This is a genomic window from Hugonella massiliensis (assembly GCA_001486445.1).
Lineage (GTDB): Bacteria > Actinomycetota > Coriobacteriia > Coriobacteriales > Eggerthellaceae > Hugonella > Hugonella massiliensis.
This window is the reverse complement of record LN908986.1, coordinates 1430468-1450031: the sequence shown is the minus strand read 5'-3', so window position 1 is coordinate 1450031 and position 19564 is coordinate 1430468. Positions and strand designations below refer to the sequence as shown.

The window sequence follows — 19564 nt, the reverse complement described above, 5'->3', positions numbered from 1 at the left end:
TAAATGACCGAATACGACGTCACCAACTTCGACGCTCTGCGCGTCTCCCTCGCAAGCGCGGAAGAAATCCGCAGCTGGTCCCACGGCGAGGTAAAGAAGCCCGAGACCATCAACTACCGTACCCTCAAGCCCGAAAAGGACGGCCTCTTCTGCGAGCGCATCTTCGGCCCCACCAAGGACTGGGAATGCGCCTGCGGCAAGTACAAGCGCATCCGCTTCAAGGGCATCGTGTGCGAACGCTGCGGCGTCGAAGTGACCCGCAGCAAGGTGCGTCGCGAGCGCATGGGCCACATCGAGCTCGCCGCTCCCGTGAGCCACATCTGGTACTTCAAGGGCAGCCCGTCCCGTTTGGGCTACCTGCTCGACATTCCGCCCAAAGATCTCGAAAAGGTGCTCTACTTCGCGAGCGCCATCATCACGAGCGTCGATAAGGAAGCTCGCGAGGAAGACGAAGCCGAACTCCGCGACGAGCTGGCCGCCGACCTCGAAGAGCTCGACGCCGAACGCGACCGCCTGGTCGCCGCGACGCGCCGCCTTTCTACCGACTACGTGCCGGAGGAAGACGAGTTCGTCGATGACATCGAAGACGAAGAGCGCATGACCCCCGAAGAGGTCGAAGACGAGCTCGCCGACATCTACGAAGAATTCAACGAGCGCAAGGCCCTGCGCAGCGAAGCCCTGGAAGCCTTCCTCAAGATCGAGCCCAAGCAACTCGTTCCCGACGAGGCCCTCTATCGCGAGATGCGCCTGAACTACAGCGACTACTTCAAGGGCGGCATGGGCGCCGAAGCCGTGCGCGACCTGCTCGACGCGCTCGACCTGGAAGCCACGGCCGAAGAGCTTCAGGACACCATTGCCAACGGCAAGGGCCAGAAGCGCACCAAGGCCGTCAAGCGCCTCAAGGTCGTCGATGCCTTCCTGAAGAGCGACAACAAGCCGCGCGACACCATCCTCGACGTGATCCCGGTCATCCCGCCCGACCTGCGCCCCATGGTGCAGCTCGACGGCGGCCGCTTCGCCACGAGCGACCTGAACGACCTCTACCGTCGCGTGATCAACCGCAACAACCGCCTGAAGCGTCTGCTCGACCTGGGTGCGCCTGAAATCATCGTGAACAACGAGAAGCGCATGCTCCAGGAAGCGGTGGACTCCCTGTTCGACAACGGCCGTCGCGGCCGTCCCGTCACGGGCCCCGGCAACCGTCCGCTCAAGTCCCTGGCCGACATGCTCAAGGGCAAGCAGGGTCGTTTCCGTCAGAACCTGCTTGGCAAGCGCGTCGACTACTCCGGCCGTTCGGTAATCGTTGTCGGTCCTGAACTCAAGCTGCACCAGTGCGGCCTGCCTTCGCAGATGGCTCTCGAACTGTTCAAGCCCTTCGTCATGAAGCGCCTGGTCGAGCTCGAGTACTCCGCCAACATCAAGGCTGCCAAGCGCGCGATCGACCGCGGCGCCAGCTACGTGTGGGACGTGCTCGAAGAGGTCATCACCGAGCATCCGGTCCTGCTCAACCGCGCACCTACCCTGCACCGCTTGGGTATCCAGGCCTTCGAGCCTGTGCTGACCAACGGCAAGGCCATCAAGCTGCATCCGCTCGTCTGCACCGCCTTCAACGCCGACTTCGACGGCGACCAGATGGCCGTGCACGTGCCCCTGTCGAGTGCTGCCCAGGCCGAAGCTCGCGTGCTCATGCTTTCGTCCAACAACATCAAGTCGCCGGCCCATGGTCGCCCGCTGACCATTCCTACCCAGGACATGATTATCGGCACCTACTACCTGACGACCCTGCGCGACGGCATGCTCGGCGAGGGCCGCGCCTTCGCCAGCTTCGACGACGCCCGTCACGCCTTCGACGCCCACGCCGACCTCGACGCCCAGGCCAAGATCGAAGTGCGCCTGCCGCGCGACATGGAAATCGCCGACGAGTTCGGCAAGCCGGTCGTGCGTCCTGCGGGCAGCCGCATCACCACGTCCGCCGGCCGCATCATCTTCAACTCGGTGCTGCCCGACGACTACCCCTTCCTCAACTTCGTGGTTGACAAGGGCGTCATGGGCAAGCTGGTGGGCGATTGCTCCAACCGCTACACCACCAGCCAGATGGAGCCTATCCTGGACGGCCTGAAGTCCAACGGCTTCCACTACGCCACCAAGTCGGGCCTTACCGTGTCCATTTGGGACGCCACGATCCCCGACAACAAGGACGAGATCATCGACGCCGCCGAAGCCAAGATCGAAGCCATCGACGACGACTACGAGATGGGCCTCATGTCCGACGACGAACGCCACAAGCAGGCGGTCGACATCTGGACCGACGCCACCGAAGAAGTGGGCAACGCCATGGCGGCCGGCTTCAGCGAGCTCAACCCGATCTACCAGATGGCCACGTCGGGCGCTCGTGGTAACGTCAAGCAGATTCGCCAGCTTGCCGGCATGCGCGGCCTGATGGCCGACACCAAGGGCGAGATCATCGACCAGCCCATTAAGTCGAACTTCCGCGAGGGCATGTCGGTGTTGGAATACTTCCTGTCGTCGCACGGCGCCCGTAAGGGTCTGGCCGACACCGCTCTGCGTACCGCCGACTCGGGTTACCTGACCCGTCGTCTGGTCGACGTTGCCCAGGACGTCATCGTCCGCGAACTCGACTGCGGCACCACCGAAGGCGTGCCCTATCCGCTGCACACCGACAAGGGCGAGCTCGACGAGAACCTCATCGGCCGTTGCCTTTCGGAAGACGTGGTCGACGGGGAAGGCAACGTGCTCGCTGCCGCCGGCGACTACATCGACAGCATGAGCGAACTGGGCGCCTGGGATGCCAAGGGCGTCACGGAAGTCACGATCCGTACGATCATGACCTGCCATGCCGAACACGGCGTCTGCCAGAAGTGCTACGGCTGGGATCTGGCCACGAGCCGCCCGGTCAACATCGGCACGGCTGTGGGCATCATCGCCGCCCAGTCGATTGGCGAACCGGGTACCCAGCTGACCATGCGTACCTTCCACTCCGGCGGCGTTGCCGGCGAAGACATCACGCAGGGTCTTCCCCGTGTCGTGGAATTGTTCGAAGCGCGCAAGCCCAAGGGCTTGGCCGTGCTCGCCGAAATCGCCGGTACCCTGCAGGTATCGGGCGACAAGAACACCAAGGTGCTCACCATCCACGACCAGGAAGGCAACTACCGCGAATACACGGTGCCGGCGCGCGCTCAGCTCATGCCGGGCGTCGAAGACGGCAGCGAAGTGAAGGTCGGCCAGCAGATCACCCGCGGCTCCATCGATCCGCACGACTTGCTGCGCCTCACCGACCCCAACACCACCCTGCGCTACATCGTGGGCCAGGTTCAGCAGGTGTACGTCAGCCAGGGCGTTGACATCAACGACAAGCACATCGAGGTCATCGCACGCCAGATGCTGCGCAAGGTCGTGGTGCTCGACTCCGGCGACTCCTCCTACCTGCCGGGCCGTCAGGTCAACCGCTACGAGTTCGAAGACGCCGCCAACCAGCTCGTGCTGGAAGGCAAGCAGCCGCCGACGGGTCGCCCGCTCCTGCTGGGCATCACCAAGGCGTCTCTGGCTACCGACTCTTGGCTGTCCGCGGCTTCCTTCCAGGAAACCACCAAGGTCCTTACCGACGCCGCTATCGAAGGTAAGACCGACCACCTGGTGGGCCTGAAGGAAAACGTCATCATCGGCAAGCCGATCCCTGCCGGCACGGGCCTGCGCCGCTACCGCGACGTCGAGCTCACCTACAAGGGTCGCCCGGTCGATACGTCCGAAGGCAACGACACGCTGCCCGACTACGCTCCCGACGAGCTGCGCAAGACCGAAGAGCTGCTCCCGCAGCCCCAGGACTGGTCGCTCGACGGCGATTCCTACCTCAACATGGGCGGGAGCTACTCGAGCTACTTCAACAGCCTTTCGGCGGGCCGCAACAAGAAGCTTTCCGATGAAGACGCGCGCCTCTACATCTACGACGACCTGGGCGTGTCCCAGCGCTGGGCCAACAAGTTCAGCGAGGCGGGCATCGAAACGGTGGGCGACTTGGTCGGCTACAACGAAGATGACCTGCTGCGCATCGAAGGCATCGGCGCCAAGGCCATCGAAGAGCTGAAGGCCGGCCTGGAAGCCCATGGCCTGTCCGACGTGATCGAGGACGACCTCAACGCTTCGGGTGACGACATGAGCAAGCTGCTCGACATGGTCTTCTCGCCCGACGACACCATCCTGATCGGCGGCGACCAGCCGGCGACCTACAACAACGACGGCGAGGAAATGCTCGGCGAGGCCATGCCTCCGCGTTCCTACCAGCGCGATTTCGACGAGCTCAACGACCTTCTGGGCGGAGGCTCGATCGATCTGGGTCTCCACGTCGACGACCATACCGATGACGCCTCTTCCGACGACGCTGACGGCGACAACGAATAAGCGCCGTTACCGGTAACGACGAAGCGGGGTGCCCCAGGGCGCCCCGCTTTCATAGAGGGAGAGACGCACATGAGCGACAAGACCTACGTGCCCGAAGGGGAAAGCGCGCCGGCCAGCCAGATCGGAGCGACGATCGAAGCGCTGGCGGCCACCATCCACGGGCGCCGCGAGGCAGGTGCCGAAAGCTACACCTGGCGCTTGCTCAACGGCAAAGACGACGATTGCCTGAAGAAGGTTATGGAAGAAGCCGGGGAAGTGGCGCTGGCGGCCAAAGACGCCGGTGCCGCCCAGGGTGCCGCGCGCGACGCGGAAACCGACCACCTGCGCTACGAAGCGGCCGACGTGGTGTACCACCTGCTCGTGGTGCTCGAGCGCTACGGGATCGAGCTTGACGAATTCGCCGCAGAACTCAATATGCGCATGCGCGCCGACGAACGCCCCGCTGGCGCGGTCATGCTTACGCCCGACCATGTGAAAAGAGGAAAGTAATGGGCAAGCTTTTCGGAACCGACGGCGCGCGCGGCGTTGCCAACACCGACCTTACCTGCGAGACAGCCTTCGCTCTGGGCCAGGCGGCGGTGAAATTCCTGGGCACCACGATCGCCGTGGGCAAGGACACGCGCCTTTCGGGCGACATGCTCGAAGCCGCCCTCAACGCCGGCATCATGTCGGCGGGCGGCACGGTGCTCGCCCTCGGCGTGATTCCCACGCCGGCGGTGGCCCTCCTTGCGCGCGAGCTCCACGCCAACGGGGGCATCGTTATTTCGGCGTCCCACAACCCGCCGGAATACAACGGCATCAAGTTCTTCGACGGCGAAGGCTTCAAGCTGCCGGTCGACCTTGAACAGCAGGTGGAAGACTACGCGGTGGCCGGCGGCTTGCCGGTGGCCGACCGCGTTCCCGGCGATGCGGTGGGCACGGTCGTTCCCGTTGAAAACGCCGTGGAAATCTACATCGAGCATGCCGTCGACGCGATCAAGGCCCAGGGCGTGACCTTCGAGGGGCTCACCATTGCCCTCGATACCGCCCACGGCGCCTCGAGCCTCACCACGGCCGAAGCCCTGCGCCGGCTGGGGGCCGACGTCACGGTCATCAACGACGACTTCAACGGCACCGACATCAACGTCGACTGCGGTTCGACCCATTTGGGCAAGGTGCGCAACCTGGTGGCTGAAATTGGCGCCGATCTGGGCATCGCCCATGACGGCGATGCCGACCGCGTCTTGTTCATCGATGCCAACGGCAACGAAATCGATGGCGACATGGTCGAAGCCGCCTGCGCGATCGACCTGAAGAACCGTGGCCTTTTGGCCGGCAACACCGCCGTGTCGACGGTCATGTGCAACCTGGGCTTCGTGCGCGCCATGGAGGCGCACGGCATCGACGTCCTGCAGACCGCGGTAGGCGACCGCCATGTCCTGCAGGCCATGCGCGACAACGGCTACGTGATCGGCGGCGAGCAGAGCGGGCACACCATTCTGCTGCGTCACAATTCCACCGGCGACGGCCTTATGACCGCCTGCCAGTTCATCAGCGTCTGCGTGCGCAACGGGCTGTCCGCCGCCGAAGCGGCCGGCCAGATGACCCGCTTCCCTCAGGAGCTCGTGAACGTCAGGGTGGCCGACAAGGCCGGTCTTTCCGGCAACGAGGCCATCGCTCGTGCCATCGCCGCTGCCGAAGAGGCCTTGGGTAGCGACGGTCGCGTCCTCGTGCGCCCGAGCGGCACCGAGCCCTTGATTCGCGTGATGGTCGAAGCCGCCACCAACGAAGTGGCCGCTCATCATGCCAACGCGATTGCCCAGGTGGTCGAAGACGAGCTGGCCTAAGGGATCACTTGTCATTACTCTGCTCGTCATGCGCCCGTCGGTTTGCCGACGGGCGTTTTTTTGCATATTCGGGGAAGGGCGGTCGCTCAAGTCCCCGCTCGCCCTTCCTTAAACGCCCCTTGGCGCAGGCGTTTCGGCGGCCCCGTGCGCTCCTGCTCGGATATCCCGCTTATTCTTATTTGACGATAAAGGGTGCAACTCGTATAGTTCTCTTCTGTTGAGTATAGGGACTCAACGAAAACCGGATCACTCTACGAAGGGAACCACTATGAAACAGAAGCGCCTTACGCGTCTGGTGGCGGTGTGCGCGTGCTTCGCGCTTGCGGGCGCCCTCGCCCTGACGGGTTGCTCGTCGAACGCCCCGACCAGCTCGTCGTCGACCTCGAGCTCGAGCTCGTCGGCTACCGATGCTCACGAACCCGTAACTCTGCAGATCTTCGCCGCCAACTCGCTTTCGAAGGCCATGGCCGAGGCTCAGGACGCCTATACGGCCGATCACAGTTGGGTCACCTTCGCCGACACCCAGTACAAGTCCTCGGGCGAGCTCAACCAGATGCTCGCTGCCGGCAGCCAGGCCGATATCCTTATTTCCGCTTCCAAGAGCAAGATGGACGACGCCGAAAAGGCCGGCTACACCCAGGCCGATTCCCGTTTCACCATGTTCAAGAACGACCTGGTCATGGTAACGTCTGCCAACAATTCCAGCATAGAGAGCGTCACCCTTGACGACATCGCCACCGGGAAATACACCGTAGCCGTGGGCGACGATTCGGTGCCGGCCGGTAACTATGCCAACCAGGCCCTTTCCACGGTGGGCTGCTTCGTCGACCCCGACGGCAAGACCGGTTCCGAAAGCGCCGGCAAGGCCAACGGCACCGACGCCTACGCGGGCACCCCGCTCGCGGGCAAGGTGGTCACCGACACGTCGGTGGGTAACGTGTGCAAGCATGCCGAGTCGGGCGATGTCGACATCGCCTTCGTCTACACATCCGACGTCTACCGCTTCGGCGGCGTGAAGGTCGTGGGCACCGTCCCCAACGACACCCATAAGGCCATTACCTATCCGGCGGCCCTTACCTCTACCACGCAGAATGCCGAAGAAGCCCAGGCGTTCCTTGACTGGTGCGTGAACGACCCCAACGCCCAGGAGATCTGGCAGAAGTGGGGCTTCGAACTCGCGGGCAACTAGACGCTGGAGCTTCGCCCGCCACTGCGGGCGTGCATGTCGGGGGGATTCCTTAGCGAGTCCCCTTTTTCTTTAGGGATGACCATGAATCTGAAACTACTGGTGGCGCTCCTTGCGCTCGTCCTTGCTTGGCCGGCGCTGCCCGCTTGGGCGGATGCCGCCGCTACCTCGGTAACGGGCGATGCGAATATCCAGGCGACGATATCGTCCGATAACCAGGCGGTGGCGGCCGAGGGTGTTTCCTATGCCCTGAGCGGGTTCAAGCGCGCCCAAGCGGGCAGCAACCGCGACGTCGACGGAAGCTATAAGGGCTACGGCTACTTTTTGGGGACGGGTCGTTACGACGTGTCCCTCATCGCCACGGACGACTTCGCCGTGCTCTACATCGATCCCGATGCGGCCCAACGGTTCGGCATCGACCCAGGAGCCGCTGCGAGTGCAAGCGAGCTTGCGACGCTCGTGCGGGCCATCGACAACGCCAACGCGTCGGGCGGTGCCCAGCTCGATGAGTCGCTGCCCGTCTATGTGACGACCGACGCCACTTTCGCCTGCCAGGGACTCACCTTCCGCTTCAACGTGCAGGGGGATAAGGGCTGCTACGATTTCGTCACCACCGAAGACGGCGCCGACCCCACCGATGGCGCCAACTCCCAAGCCGTGCGTTTCATCCATGGAGCCTTCGCGCAGGTCGTCGATGCGCATGAGGCGAACATTTTGGCCGAGCCTTCGCTGCTCGACCAGCTGACGACCTTCCTTTCGCACATCGACTACTCGCCTTTATGGGTCACGCTGAAGACTACCCTTACCTCGATCGTCTTTATCTTCATCCTGGGCTTGGCGGCTGCCTACTTCACCCTGCGCATCTCGCCGCGCGCCCGCGACATCTTCGACGCGATCTTCACCATCCCCATGGTCCTTCCGCCCACGGTCTGCGGTTTCCTCCTGCTGCTCGCTTTGGGCAACAACACGGCTCTGGGCCGCTGGTTCATCGACATCGGTTTTCCGCTCATCTTCAGCTGGCCGGCCACGGTGATCGCGGCCGTGGTGGTGGCCTTTCCGCTTATGTACCGCAGCGCCCGCGGCGCCTTCGAGGCCCTCGACCCCAACATGCTCGATGCGGCCCGCACGCTGGGCTGGTCGAACGGGCGGATCTTCTTCAAGCTCATGCTGCCCCTGGCCTGGACCAACATCGCTTCGGGCACCGTGCTCGCCTTTGCCCGCGCGCTGGGCGAATTCGGGGCCACCCTCTTTCTGGCGGGCAACTACCTGGGCGTCACCCGCACGATTCCCATCGCGATCTACTTCGAATGGATGAACGGCAACACCGACATCGCGATCTTCTGGACGATCGTCATCCTGATCTTCAGCTTCATCGTGATCCTGTTCATCAACCTGTGGGGCAGGCGCACCACGCGCTACAAGCAAGGAGCGGTTGAAGAATGAGTTTGGACGTATCCATCCGCAAGCATATGGGGGCTTTCGACCTGTCCGTCGACCTTTCGGCGGGGTCGGGCGTCGTGGGCCTTTTGGGCGCGTCGGGCTGCGGCAAGACGCTCACCATGCGCTGCATCGCGGGCATCGAAGAGCCCGATGAAGGGCGCATCGTGGTGAACGGCCGCGTCTTTTTCGATTCCACGGCGGGCGTGAACCTTTCGCCCCAAGAGCGTAAAACGGCCCTGCTCTTTCAGAACTACATGCTCTTCCCCAACTTCACGGTGGAAGAGAACGTGGCCGCGGGCATCCCGCGCGCAACCCCTGCCGAAGAGCGCCGATGCATCGTCGAGCGCGAGCTGTCCCGTTTCGACGTGATCTCCTTCGCCAAGCGCTACCCCCACCAGCTTTCGGGCGGCCAGCAACAGCGTGTGGCTTTGGCCCGTATGCTCGCGGCCAACCCCTGCATTCTCATGCTCGACGAGCCCTTTTCGGCTCTTGACTCCCACCTGAAGATGATGCTCGAGCAGAACCTCTCGAGCCTTTTCGACGCCTTCGAAGGAACCATCGTCTACGTGAGCCACGACATCGACGAGGCCCTGCGCTTCTGCGATTCGATCGCCGTGATGGAGCGCGGGCATATCGTGGAAGTCGACGAGGGACGCGAGATCGTCGATGAGCCCCACAGCAAGGCGGCGCTCAAGCTTTCGGGCTGCAAGAACGTGGTCGATGTGACGCGCACGGGCGACCACGCGGTCTTCAGCCCCCAGTGGGGCGTGACCCTGCACGTGCCGGGTGCGGTGCCTGCCGACGTGGCAGCCCTGGGCGTGCGCGCGAGCTATCTGGAACGGGCGAGCGCGCCGGGCGAGAACGTCTTTCGCATGCGGGTCGACCGCGTGAGCGATTCCCGATTCGAGCGCAGCGCCCAGCTGGCCTTTCTCGATCGCGAGCCCGGCGCCGAACCGGAAGCCAACGACCGGGAAATGCATTTCCTGCACCAGCATCTTTTCTGGCGCGTGACGTACCGTGACGAAGGGGGATTGCCGAAGACGGGCGAGGAGCTCTTGGTGCGTATTCCTTCCGAAAAACTTTATCTTGTGTCAGAATAAGCCTCATCGCGCTAAGGCGCGCTGACGCTAGGAGGCTGCCGCATGAAAGACGCACACGGTCGCACAATCGATTATCTTCGCATCTCGCTCACCGATAGGTGCAACCTGCGGTGCGTCTACTGCATGCCGGCCGACGGCATCGCCCAGGTGGCGCACGACGACGTGCTGCGCTACGACGAAATCGTGCGCCTCGTGAGCGTGGCGGCCCAGATGGGCGTGCGGCGCGTGCGCCTTACCGGCGGCGAGCCCCTGGTGCGCAAGGGCGTGGTCGATTTGGTGCGCGCGGTCGCCCAGGTGCCCGGCATCGAAGACGTGTCGCTCACCACCAACGGCATCGCGCTCGCGCGGATGGCCGAAGGCCTGCATGATGCGGGCCTGCACCGCGTGAACGTGTCGCTCGACACGCTCGATCCTGCCGACTTCCGCGCGATCACGCGTGGGGGAGACGTGAACCAGGTGCTCGCGGGCATCGATGCGGCGCTGGCGGTGGGCTTCAACCCCGTGAAAGTGAACGCGGTGGCCGTGCGCAGCCTTCACCAGGACTACTTCCGCTTCGCCCTCCTTTCGGTGGAAAAGCCCCTGCACGTGCGCTTCATCGAGTACATGCCGGTGGGCGATTCAGCTGGCTGCGGCGGCGCGGGCTGGGGTCCCGAAGACGTGATCCCCTGCGACGAGATCCGCCAGATCATCAACGACCGATGCGCGCAAGAGGGGCTCGAAGGGCTTGTGCCCGTCGACGATTCCCATAAGCCCACGGGCGGTGGGCCGGCGCGCTACTACCAGTTCCCGGGCGCTTTGGGCACGGTGGGTTTCATTTCGCCCCTGTCGCGCCATTTCTGCGGCGACTGCAACCGTTTGCGCATCACGAGCACGGGGGGCTTGCGGCCGTGCTTGTTCAGCGACAGCGAGCTCGACCTGCGCAGCGTGCTGCGCGAAGGCAGCGACGACGAGGTGCGTGCGGTGCTTGCGCGTGCCCTGCATACCAAGCCCGAAGAGCACGAAGAGCTCGACCATGCGCGCGCGACCGAAACGAACATGAACGCGATCGGCGGTTAGGGCGCGGCGCCTGTGGGCGCGGTACGGCGAAACGGCAGCAGTGGGAAGGAAGAGCCATGTCCGACGAGAAACAGCTTACGCATATCGATTCCAAGGGCCAGGTGCGCATGGTCGACGTGGGGGCCAAGCCCGACACCGAACGCGTGGCGGTGGCCGAAGGCTTCATCGCCATGCATCCTGAAACGCTGGACCTCATCGTGGAGGGCAAGGCGGCCAAAGGCGACGTGCTCGCTTGCGCGCGCGTGGCCGGCATCATGGCGGGCAAGCAGACGTCGGCGATCATCCCCATGTGCCATCCGCTGCTCATCACCAAGTCGAAGGTGGAATGTGAGCCCGTGCGCCCGGGCGATCGGGCCGACGGGAAATGCGGCATCCACGTGACCACGACCTTCGGCGTGACGGGCAAGACCGGCATCGAAATGGAAGCCCTGACGGCGGCGAGCGTGGCCTGCCTGACGATCTACGACATGTGCAAGGCAGTCGACCGCGGCATGGAAATCAGCGAGGTGCGCCTGCTGAAGAAGGACGGCGGCAAAACCGGCCTGTGGGAGCGCAAAGAGTGAGTCGAGGGGCTGCATCTGTTTGGCTTATTGGCGGGGTGTTTCAGTTGGCCGAACCTGTTTTTCGAGTTTAGGTTGTAGCACCCTCTTTCAATTGCATAGCAACAACTGAAGCGCCCAAAGGCTTGCGATTCGCCTTTGGGCGCTTCAGCGTATGCGATTGTTATTGAAGCGCAAAGGTCTGGCGTTCAGGATCTATGAACATCTCGTTCAACTTGAACTGCCGTACCTATATCTATGAATAACTCTCCACCATAAATCTTAAGGGATATTCAAGTGTCCTCATTGATGTACACGTGTATTGACGGAAAGAGCGATACTGAATCAGGGTGTGTTTATGCAATAGGACCTGCTCCATTCGTCGTCCAGAACAGCACCCGCTGCTGGAATCCCGCAGGTAAAAGCCAATAATGACTAGAATTATGAAAGGGAAGGAAAACAAAAAGAGCCCCGAAGGGCTCTTTGGCAAGTCAAAAGCTGCCACCTACGTGGCGTCCAAAAGGACATTCAAGGCTAAGCCGTTATTTTGACTCGCAGTGTCGTCCTGACTGGTATCAAGACGGTGCCAGTGTAACACGGTTGGATAGGGGAATTCAATGCAACTGAGGCATGCGGAAAATTACAATATCGGTCTCGACCTCGGCACGGGCTCAGTCGGGTGGGCGGTAACCGATGAAAACGGGGAACTGTACCATTTCAAGAAACAGCCTACTTGGGGGAGCCGCCTTTTTCCCAGTGCCAATACCGCTGCAGAAGCACGTGTCCATCGCGGACAGCGCCGCCGTTATGATAGGCGCAGGCAACGACTCGACCTCCTGCAGGACTTCTTCCTGGAGCCGATGGCTTCCGTGGATCCTGAATTCTTCATTCGGCTTCGTCAGTCACAGCTGTGGCCGCAAGACCGCGACCCGCAGCATGCCGCATACCATTGGCCCCTCTTTAACGATGAAGATTTCAACGAATGTGATTACTACAAAAAGTTCCCGACGATCTACCACCTGCGCGTGTGGCTAATGGAAACCGACGAGCAAGCAGATGTGCGGCTTGTATACCTCGCGCTTCACAACATAGTGAAAACGCGTGGCAATTTTCTGCATCAGGACAACGAACGCTTAAGCGCAAAGAACGCCAACATGAAAGAGTCGGTCGATCGTCTTTGCTCTGCCCTTGCAGAATGGATGGGCGAGGTGGACCCGGAAAGTTCCTGCGAACCAAAACCCGAAAAGCTGCGCGCTGTTCTGGAAGATGTCTCGCTTTCGCGAGGCGAAATGCGTGATAAGGGATTACCGTTCCTCGGGCTAGAGACCGACGCAGCCCATAAGCGTATTGCGAAGCAGGTTATCGGCGCCGTCCTCGGCTACAAAGCCGATCTGAAAAAGGTATTCTTTCTTGAGACCGACGACCCGACATTCGATCTTTCTAATGACGCCGCCGTCGAAGAATTCCGCAGCTCGGTTCCCGACGAGGGTGCCGAATTGTTCGATTCTCTCCTGGCTGCGCACTCTTCTTTTATCCTTCAGGGCATTCTCAAAGGAGGGGATGGGCGCACGATTTCCTACTGCAAGGTCAACGAATACGAGCAGTACGGCAAAGACTTGCGCGAACTCAAAGACTTAGTGCGGCAGTATGCCCCTACTCGGTATGATGAGTTTTTCCGTGGGCCCCACTATGAAGGTGCCTGCTCAAAAGACTACGATCCTTCGAAGGCTAAAGGCTACACGCTCTACAATCTGGGTACCACCAAGCTTTCCTATGACGATTTCGCTTCGCAGGTTAAGAAACTTTTCAAGGGTACAGGCGCCGAATCGGATGAACGGTATATCAAGATGATGGGTCGTTTCGACGAGCAGACGTTTCTCCGTCGCCTGAAGACAAGCGATAACGGCAGCATCCCCTTCCAGCTCCATCTGGAAGAAATGAAGGCGATTATTGCGAACCAGGGTAGGTATTATCCCTTCCTCAAGAAACACGAGAAGGAAATCGAGTCTCTCGTCACGTTCAGAATCCCTTATTACGTGGGACCTCTCACGCAGAAGAACGCTGCGGTTGCGCATGGGGAGCCCCGCTTTGCTTGGTCGGTGCGCAACCCTGGCAAAGAGAACACTCCAATTCGCCCGTGGAACTGGGAAGAGGTAATCGACAAGCACGCGAGTGCAGCCGCGTTTATTCAGCGCATGACGGGAACCTGCACCTATCTTCAGGGCGAGCCAGTCTTGCCCCGCGCGTCGCTTCTGTATGAAAAATTCTGCGTGCTAAATGAGCTCAATGGGGCGCGTTGGTCTCAGGACGGAGACGATTGGCATCGCTTCTCGTACGATTTGCGTGCGCGCATCTTCGATGAGCTATTTACGCGCGGCACGGTTACGTACAAGAAGATTGAACACTGGCTACGAAGTGAGAATATCGCCTTGAACGCTCACGTAAAGGGCGGCCAAGGGGAAACCGGGTTCGAGTCTAAACTTGGATCATATCTCTTCTTCAAAAAGGTGCTTGGGATCGATGATTTTGATGCCCAGACTATTGAAATGATCGAGAATCTCGTGCTGTGGAACACGCTGTTCGAAGATCGCGACATTTTGAAAGAAGGGATCCAACGGCATTACGGGGACGTGCTTTCGCCCAGCCAAATCAGGCAGATTTGCAAGAAGCGCTTTACGGGATGGGGCCGGCTCTCGAAAAAGTTCTTAACGGGTATCACGGTGCCGACCGATAATGGCGCTAAGTCAATCATGGACGTTCTTGAAGAGGGAGACCCCAACAACAACCACCCGGGTGCGGCGATGGTGCTCATGGAGGCGCTCCACGACGATAACCTGGGATTTGAAAAAGCCATCGCCGAAGCTAATAAGGCATGGATGGAATCCCATGGGAAGCTCGGCATCGACGAAATCCCCGGATCGCCTGCGTTGCGCAGGAGCGTTAATCAGGCGCTCAAAATCGTAGATGAAATCGTTTCGATTGCAGGATGCGCGCCTGCGAACATCTATATCGAAACGACGAGAGATGATGATGTCGATAAACGCGGCAAGCGCACCAAGAAGCGTTACGATGCGATTAAAGAGGCCTTGAAGAAGCTCGGCGCTGAAGCGGATGCAGATCTGAAGAAGGACCTTGCGAGCAGGTCGTATGCAGAACTCGACACCGAACGGCTCGCGCTGTACTTCATGCAGAACGGAAAGTCGCTCTATTCGGGTGCTCCGCTCGATATCAGGAAGCTTTCGTCCTATCAGGTAGACCATATTATCCCGCAGTCCTATACGAAAGATGACAGCTTCGAAAACAAGGCGCTCGTTCTCGCGGAAGAGAATCAACGTAAAACGGACTCGCTTCTGCTCAGCGATGCGATTCGCAGGAAAATGGCGCCGACGTGGCGGGCTCTTCACGATGCCGGGTTGATGGGGGAGAAGAAGTTCAACAACCTTATGCGTAGCCACATCTCGAACATGCAGATGAAGGGCTTCATTAATCGGCAGATTGTTGAAACAAGCCAAGTGGTCAAGTTCGTGCGCACGATGCTGCAGGAGCGCTATCCGGAAACCAACGTTCGGTCTATCAAGGCGAGCTTGTCTCACCAATTGCGTGTACGCCGCGGTTTGGTCAAATCACGTATCGCGAACGACTTCCACCATGCGCATGATGCCTATCTCGCTGAAGAGATGGGCCGCTTCATAGAGCTGAGGCATAGCATCGTGTTCGATAACCCGGTGGCACTTCAACATGTGATCAGAAAATACATTCAGGAGCAGGCCGAACGCTATGCGAAGACCAAGCGTCTTCCCGAGGACGCTTCATTTATCGTGCAGAGTTTCCTTACCTCAGGCTTCAGTAAGGAGACCGGTGAAATTTTCCGCGATACGTGGGATGCAGATGCGGAAGTCGCACGTATCAAAAAGTTTATGAACTATCGGCAGTGCTTCATTTCGCGGATGCCTATCGAGGAGACGGGAACGTTCTGGGACGCGACGATCTACTCGCCGAAGGGCGGGAGAACTAAGCCGACCATTCCGTTAAAGGGTGGTCTCGATCCTGCACGATATGGTGGCTATTCGAGTCTTAAGAACGCATATTTCTTCGTGTATAGAGCAGAAGGTTCCAAGGGCAGGGTGCTGCGCTATGCGGGCGTTCCCGTTTCTGTCGCTTCTCGCATTAAACGTGGCGATCTCGTGCTGTCTGAGTATGCCGAACAACTTGCGCGTAATGAAGGGCTTGCGTTCGAAGCCATTGTACGAAGGAAGATTCTTCAGGATCAGCTGATAGAGATTGACGGGGAGCGCTTCTATATCCGCGGTAATAAAGAAGTGCGCAACGCTATCGAGCCGTGCTTTAGCCTTGCGGAGGCTGAGGCTATTGAGGCTGACGATCCTACGGGATATGAAGCCGTACTGGATGAAGCGTTTGGCACGTTGCTGCGTTTTCTTCATAGATACGCGACCAGGCAGGAAGGTCTATTGCGGATCGAGGAACGTGCACGAGCGTTTTATTCCTTGAATGAGGAAGGCAAACAGCAGATAATTTGCGAGATTTTGAATTTGGTGAATGCGCAAAAAAATGTCGCTAATCTGAAGCTGATAAATGGCCCTTCGTTCGCGGGTAAAATTCAGCTGACTCTTAGCAAAGAACTAAGTTCAAATAGCACAACTGCTCTCATCGACCAGTCAGTAACAGGCATGTTCGAAAGGCGGCAAGAAATTGGCCTTTAGGACAGTCTTAATTGAAAACCCGTGCCGTTGCTCGTATCAATCGGGGTACCTCTGTGTCCGACAGCAGGACAATACGACGAAGATTCATCTGTCGGAGATCTCGTCTCTCGTTCTTGGAACCGAACAGGTAATGATGAGCGCCTACTTGTTGGCGGAACTTGCGAAGAACAAGATTCCTCTCGTGGTGTCCGACGAGAAGCATAACCCCATAGGACAGTACTTACCGCTTTACGGTGCCCACAATGTGAGTGCGCGCGTTAACGAGCAGCTTGAATGGGGGCTGCCGATCAAAAAGCGCGTGTGGCAACGTGTGGTGAAGGATAAGATATTTCAGCAAGCACGTGTCCTGGAGGATAACGACTTTCTGAAGGAAGCGAAAACGTTGCATGGAGCGGTACTTGAGGTGCGTTCCGGGGATGCAACGAATCGAGAAGCGCAAGCAGCTCGTATTTATTTCAGCGCCCTCTTCGGTGCTGATTTCAGCCGTAGCGCTGACTGCGCGATTAATGCGGGTCTGGATTATGGGTACGCCATCTTGCTTTCGATGGTAAGCCGGGAAATTGCAGCTCGCGGTTATCTTACTCAGATGGGTGTCAACCACAGGAACGAATATAACCAGCTGAACCTCGCGTGTGATTTTATGGAACCCTTTCGCCCCGTCGTCGACCGCTTGGTGTGCACCTACATTAACGGCTCATTCGGGAAAGACGAGAAGCGCGTGCTTGTAGATGTGGGTAATTCGCAGCTTGCGTATAGGGGCGGGTTCTACAAGCTTCATTCCGTTGTGAGCCTCTATGTGCAAGATTGCCTGAACGCACTTAATAAAAAGATATGCGTCGATGAAATCGAAGGCTTTGATGTTCCGTGAGTTCTATTGAGTGGGGAAGATACATGCGACTCGTATGCTTTTTCGACCTTCCGGTTGAAACAGCGAAGCAACGCAAGGACTACCGGCGGTTTCGAAAGAACCTGATCAAAGAGGGTTTTCTCATGATGCAAGAATCGGTGTATGTCAAGCTCGTGGTCACCGATGCAGCGGCTGATGCCGCAATAGCGCGCATGGAGAAATATCGTCCGCCGCATGGGCTGGTTCAAGTGCTGAAGGTGACGGAGCGTCAATTCGAAACGATGACGTATGTTACGGGAAAGCGCGGTGATTTCGACGAGGTGGACTCTCCGGAGGAGCTCTTGGTCCTATGAGGGTTAACATCGAAGGCGTAGAACATGCCCTTGCCCTTTCCCCCGATAGACCGTTTGTGCTGGAGATAGAAAACCCCACGCTGTTTTCGAGGGTGGCAGAATCTCTGTGTTCAGGTCTTGGAGAAGAGGCGAAGGAGCCTTATACGATTTGGGACGATGCTGGGAAGGAGATTCGTGCTGCCAACGCATTCCTTTCGGTGCCCTCGCCTCTGATGATTCCCTGGGACGATCGCTGCTTGGCGGGCGCTCTCTTTTCGAGATTCGAGAATATCGCTTTCGAGGAAGATGGCTGTAGACAGGACTTCGAAAGAGGCTTTGCCGAGCTGAAAAACCTCGTTACCCTTGTTGCCTTCAAGATGAACGGCGACTATAGCTTTGCCTTAGAATGGGACGTGCCCAAGCTATTGAAAACGTTTCGCTTCGGTGTTGACGTTGACGATGCTGGGCCGCTCATTGACAAGTTGATATTACTTATCTCTCTTGCCTCGGATGTGCGGCTCGATCGACCGCTACTCTTCGTGAATTTGACGGCATATTTAACGGAATCGGAGCTGGAATCGTTGTACGATCAGGCATTTTTTTCCAGAATTTGCCTTCTTCTTGTTGAGCGCGGCCATCGTGAGCATATTCTTGGAAGAGAGAAAAAACTGCTTATTGACCAGGACTTTGTTGAAGAGTCTTGGTGAAAAAACAGTCAGTTCGACCGTTCCTTTGCAGGAGGAATTAAGCTCATCGGTTTTGGAGCAGTGTCGTTCTGACTGGTAAGCAAACTAAATACGAGATAGTAGACCACATAGACGGTTTTGGAGCAGTGTCGTTCTGACTGGTAAGCAAACTTGCATCATGATATCACACGAAGACAGCTGTTTTGGAGCAGTGTCGTTCTGACTGGTAAGCAAACCATGATCTCGACTTCTGACGCGATGACTTCGTTTTGGAGCAGTGTCGTTCTGACTGGTAAGCAAACTCGAAAACGCTAAAGCACGATGAATGTGAAGTTTTGGAGCAGTGTCGTTCTGACTGGTAAGCAAACAATAAGAAGGCAACCGAGAGAAAGGAAACGTTTTGGAGCAGTGTCGTTCTGACTGGTAAGCAAACCCCTTGGCAATTGCAGCCGTGACCTTGCGCGTTTTGGAGCAGTGTCGTTCTGACTGGTAAGCAAACCGCGAATCAACCACACGCACAAGGTCGATGTTTTGGAGCAGTGTCGTTCTGACTGGTAAGCAAACTCGAAAAAGACACGATTCCCGCTTGCATCAGTTTTGGAGCAGTGTCGTTCTGACTGGTAAGCAAACGATGCTCGAACTCAACCGCATGGCGTTTGAGTTTTGGAGCAGTGTCGTTCTGACTGGTAAGCAAACAACGTCGAGCTGGTTGTAACGGGTGCTCGGTTTTGGAGCAGTGTCGTTCTGACTGGTAAGCAAACAACGTCGAGCTGGTTGTAACGGGTGCTCGGTTTTGGAGCAGTGTCGTTCTGACTGGTAAGCAAACTCGGCGGCTGAGCTCAAGGCTTTCAGGCGGGTTTTGGAGCAGTGTCGTTCTGACTGGTAAGCAAACCTGTGAATCTTCTTCCCCAGCGTGCGCTCGTTTTGGAGCAGTGTCGTTCTGACTGGTAAGCAAACGCCATGGCCCGCGATTGGAGCAAGGGCTGCGTTTTGGAGCAGTGTCGTTCTGACTGGTAAGCAAACCTGTGAATCTTCTTCCCCAGCGTGCGCTCGTTTTGGAGCAGTGTCGTTCTGACTGGTAAGCAAACTTATCCCCGTTGTTGTGTTCGGGGTCATCGTTTTGGAGCAGTGTCGTTCTGACTGGTAAGCAAACTTCCGCCCGTCCGTGCTGGGCGTCGTGTAGTTTTGGAGCAGTGTCGTTCTGACTGGTAAGCAAACAGCAATGGCAACCATCGTGGAAGGGGCATGTTTTGGAGCAGTGTCGTTCTGACTGGTAAGCAAACTAATGCAGCGCGTCTGCACGAGCGCGTGGCGTTTTGGAGCAGTGTCGTTCTGACTGGTAAGCAAACCACCACAAGCTCGCACGGCCTTCTGAGCATGTTTTGGAGCAGTGTCGTTCTGACTGGTAAGCAAAC

12 protein-coding genes and 1 CRISPR repeat array (1 of these 13 only partly in view) are annotated in these 19564 nt (G+C 58.8%); all 12 genes read left to right on the top strand.

Annotated elements, in window-relative coordinates:
• The first annotated feature begins 3 nt into the window (after positions 1–3).
• Entirely contained in the window at positions 4–4416 is a 4413-nt protein-coding gene (locus tag BN3270_RS09000) for a DNA-directed RNA polymerase subunit beta' (protein ID WP_058986747.1), read from the top strand.
• A gap of 69 nt (positions 4417–4485) precedes the next feature.
• Positions 4486–4905 carry a phosphoribosyl-ATP diphosphatase gene (hisE, locus tag BN3270_RS08995; RefSeq protein ID WP_058986746.1) on the top strand — a complete coding sequence of 140 codons (420 nt, stop codon included), beginning with the start codon at positions 4486–4488 and terminating at the stop codon, positions 4903–4905.
• Positions 4905–6242, top strand: a complete 1338-nt coding sequence (gene glmM, locus BN3270_RS08990; RefSeq protein WP_058986745.1) for a phosphoglucosamine mutase — start codon at positions 4905–4907, stop codon at positions 6240–6242. The genes hisE and glmM overlap by 1 nt, the downstream gene beginning before the upstream one ends.
• A gap of 268 nt (positions 6243–6510) precedes the next feature.
• A complete protein-coding gene (modA, locus tag BN3270_RS08985) occupies positions 6511–7431 on the top strand; it encodes a molybdate ABC transporter substrate-binding protein (protein ID WP_058986744.1) in 921 nt (306 codons plus the stop codon).
• Between the two features lie 81 nt (positions 7432–7512).
• Positions 7513–8871 carry a molybdate ABC transporter permease subunit gene (modB, locus tag BN3270_RS08980; RefSeq protein ID WP_271711980.1) on the top strand — a complete coding sequence of 453 codons (1359 nt, stop codon included), beginning with the start codon at positions 7513–7515 and terminating at the stop codon, positions 8869–8871.
• On the top strand, positions 8868–9968 hold the full coding sequence (locus BN3270_RS08975) for a sulfate/molybdate ABC transporter ATP-binding protein (protein WP_058986742.1): 1101 nt from the start codon (positions 8868–8870) through the stop codon (positions 9966–9968). Before modB ends, BN3270_RS08975 begins: the two co-directional genes overlap by 4 nt.
• A 42-nt stretch (positions 9969–10010) precedes the next feature.
• On the top strand, positions 10011–11024 hold the full coding sequence (gene moaA, locus BN3270_RS08970; RefSeq protein ID WP_058986741.1) for a GTP 3',8-cyclase MoaA: 1014 nt from the start codon (positions 10011–10013) through the stop codon (positions 11022–11024).
• Between the two features lie 56 nt (positions 11025–11080).
• Positions 11081–11587 carry a cyclic pyranopterin monophosphate synthase MoaC gene (gene moaC / locus BN3270_RS08965; RefSeq protein WP_058986740.1) on the top strand — a complete coding sequence of 169 codons (507 nt, stop codon included), beginning with the start codon at positions 11081–11083 and terminating at the stop codon, positions 11585–11587.
• Between the two features lie 593 nt (positions 11588–12180).
• Positions 12181–16284: a type II CRISPR RNA-guided endonuclease Cas9 gene (gene cas9 / locus BN3270_RS08960; RefSeq protein ID WP_058986739.1), complete on the top strand. Its 4104-nt coding sequence runs from the start codon at positions 12181–12183 to the stop codon at positions 16282–16284.
• Positions 16274–17152, top strand: a complete 879-nt coding sequence (gene cas1, locus BN3270_RS08955) for a type II CRISPR-associated endonuclease Cas1 (protein ID WP_058986738.1) — start codon at positions 16274–16276, stop codon at positions 17150–17152. The genes cas9 and cas1 overlap by 11 nt, the downstream gene beginning before the upstream one ends.
• A gap of 23 nt (positions 17153–17175) precedes the next feature.
• Complete coding sequence (gene cas2, locus BN3270_RS08950) at positions 17176–17484, top strand: CRISPR-associated endonuclease Cas2 (protein ID WP_058986866.1); 309 nt, start codon at positions 17176–17178, stop codon at positions 17482–17484.
• Positions 17481–18170, top strand: a complete 690-nt coding sequence (csn2, locus tag BN3270_RS08945) for a type II-A CRISPR-associated protein Csn2 (RefSeq protein ID WP_058986737.1) — start codon at positions 17481–17483, stop codon at positions 18168–18170. Before cas2 ends, csn2 begins: the two co-directional genes overlap by 4 nt.
• Positions 18171–18219: 49 nt before the next feature.
• Positions 18220–19564: a CRISPR direct-repeat array (repeat unit 36 nt; unit sequence GTTTTGGAGCAGTGTCGTTCTGACTGGTAAGCAAAC); it runs 592 nt beyond the window's last position.

Coding starts and splice junctions, on each gene's coding strand:
- BN3270_RS09000 (WP_058986747.1), top strand. CDS start 4: ATGACCGAATACGACGTCACCAACTTCGACGCTCTGCGCGTCTCCCTC.
- hisE (WP_058986746.1), top strand. CDS start 4,486: ATGAGCGACAAGACCTACGTGCCCGAAGGGGAAAGCGCGCCGGCCAGC.
- glmM (WP_058986745.1), top strand. CDS start 4,905: ATGGGCAAGCTTTTCGGAACCGACGGCGCGCGCGGCGTTGCCAACACC.
- modA (WP_058986744.1), top strand. CDS start 6,511: ATGAAACAGAAGCGCCTTACGCGTCTGGTGGCGGTGTGCGCGTGCTTC.
- modB (WP_271711980.1), top strand. CDS start 7,513: ATGAATCTGAAACTACTGGTGGCGCTCCTTGCGCTCGTCCTTGCTTGG.
- BN3270_RS08975 (WP_058986742.1), top strand. CDS start 8,868: ATGAGTTTGGACGTATCCATCCGCAAGCATATGGGGGCTTTCGACCTG.
- moaA (WP_058986741.1), top strand. CDS start 10,011: ATGAAAGACGCACACGGTCGCACAATCGATTATCTTCGCATCTCGCTC.
- moaC (WP_058986740.1), top strand. CDS start 11,081: ATGTCCGACGAGAAACAGCTTACGCATATCGATTCCAAGGGCCAGGTG.
- cas9 (WP_058986739.1), top strand. CDS start 12,181: ATGCAACTGAGGCATGCGGAAAATTACAATATCGGTCTCGACCTCGGC.
- cas2 (WP_058986866.1), top strand. CDS start 17,176: ATGCGACTCGTATGCTTTTTCGACCTTCCGGTTGAAACAGCGAAGCAA.
- csn2 (WP_058986737.1), top strand. CDS start 17,481: ATGAGGGTTAACATCGAAGGCGTAGAACATGCCCTTGCCCTTTCCCCC.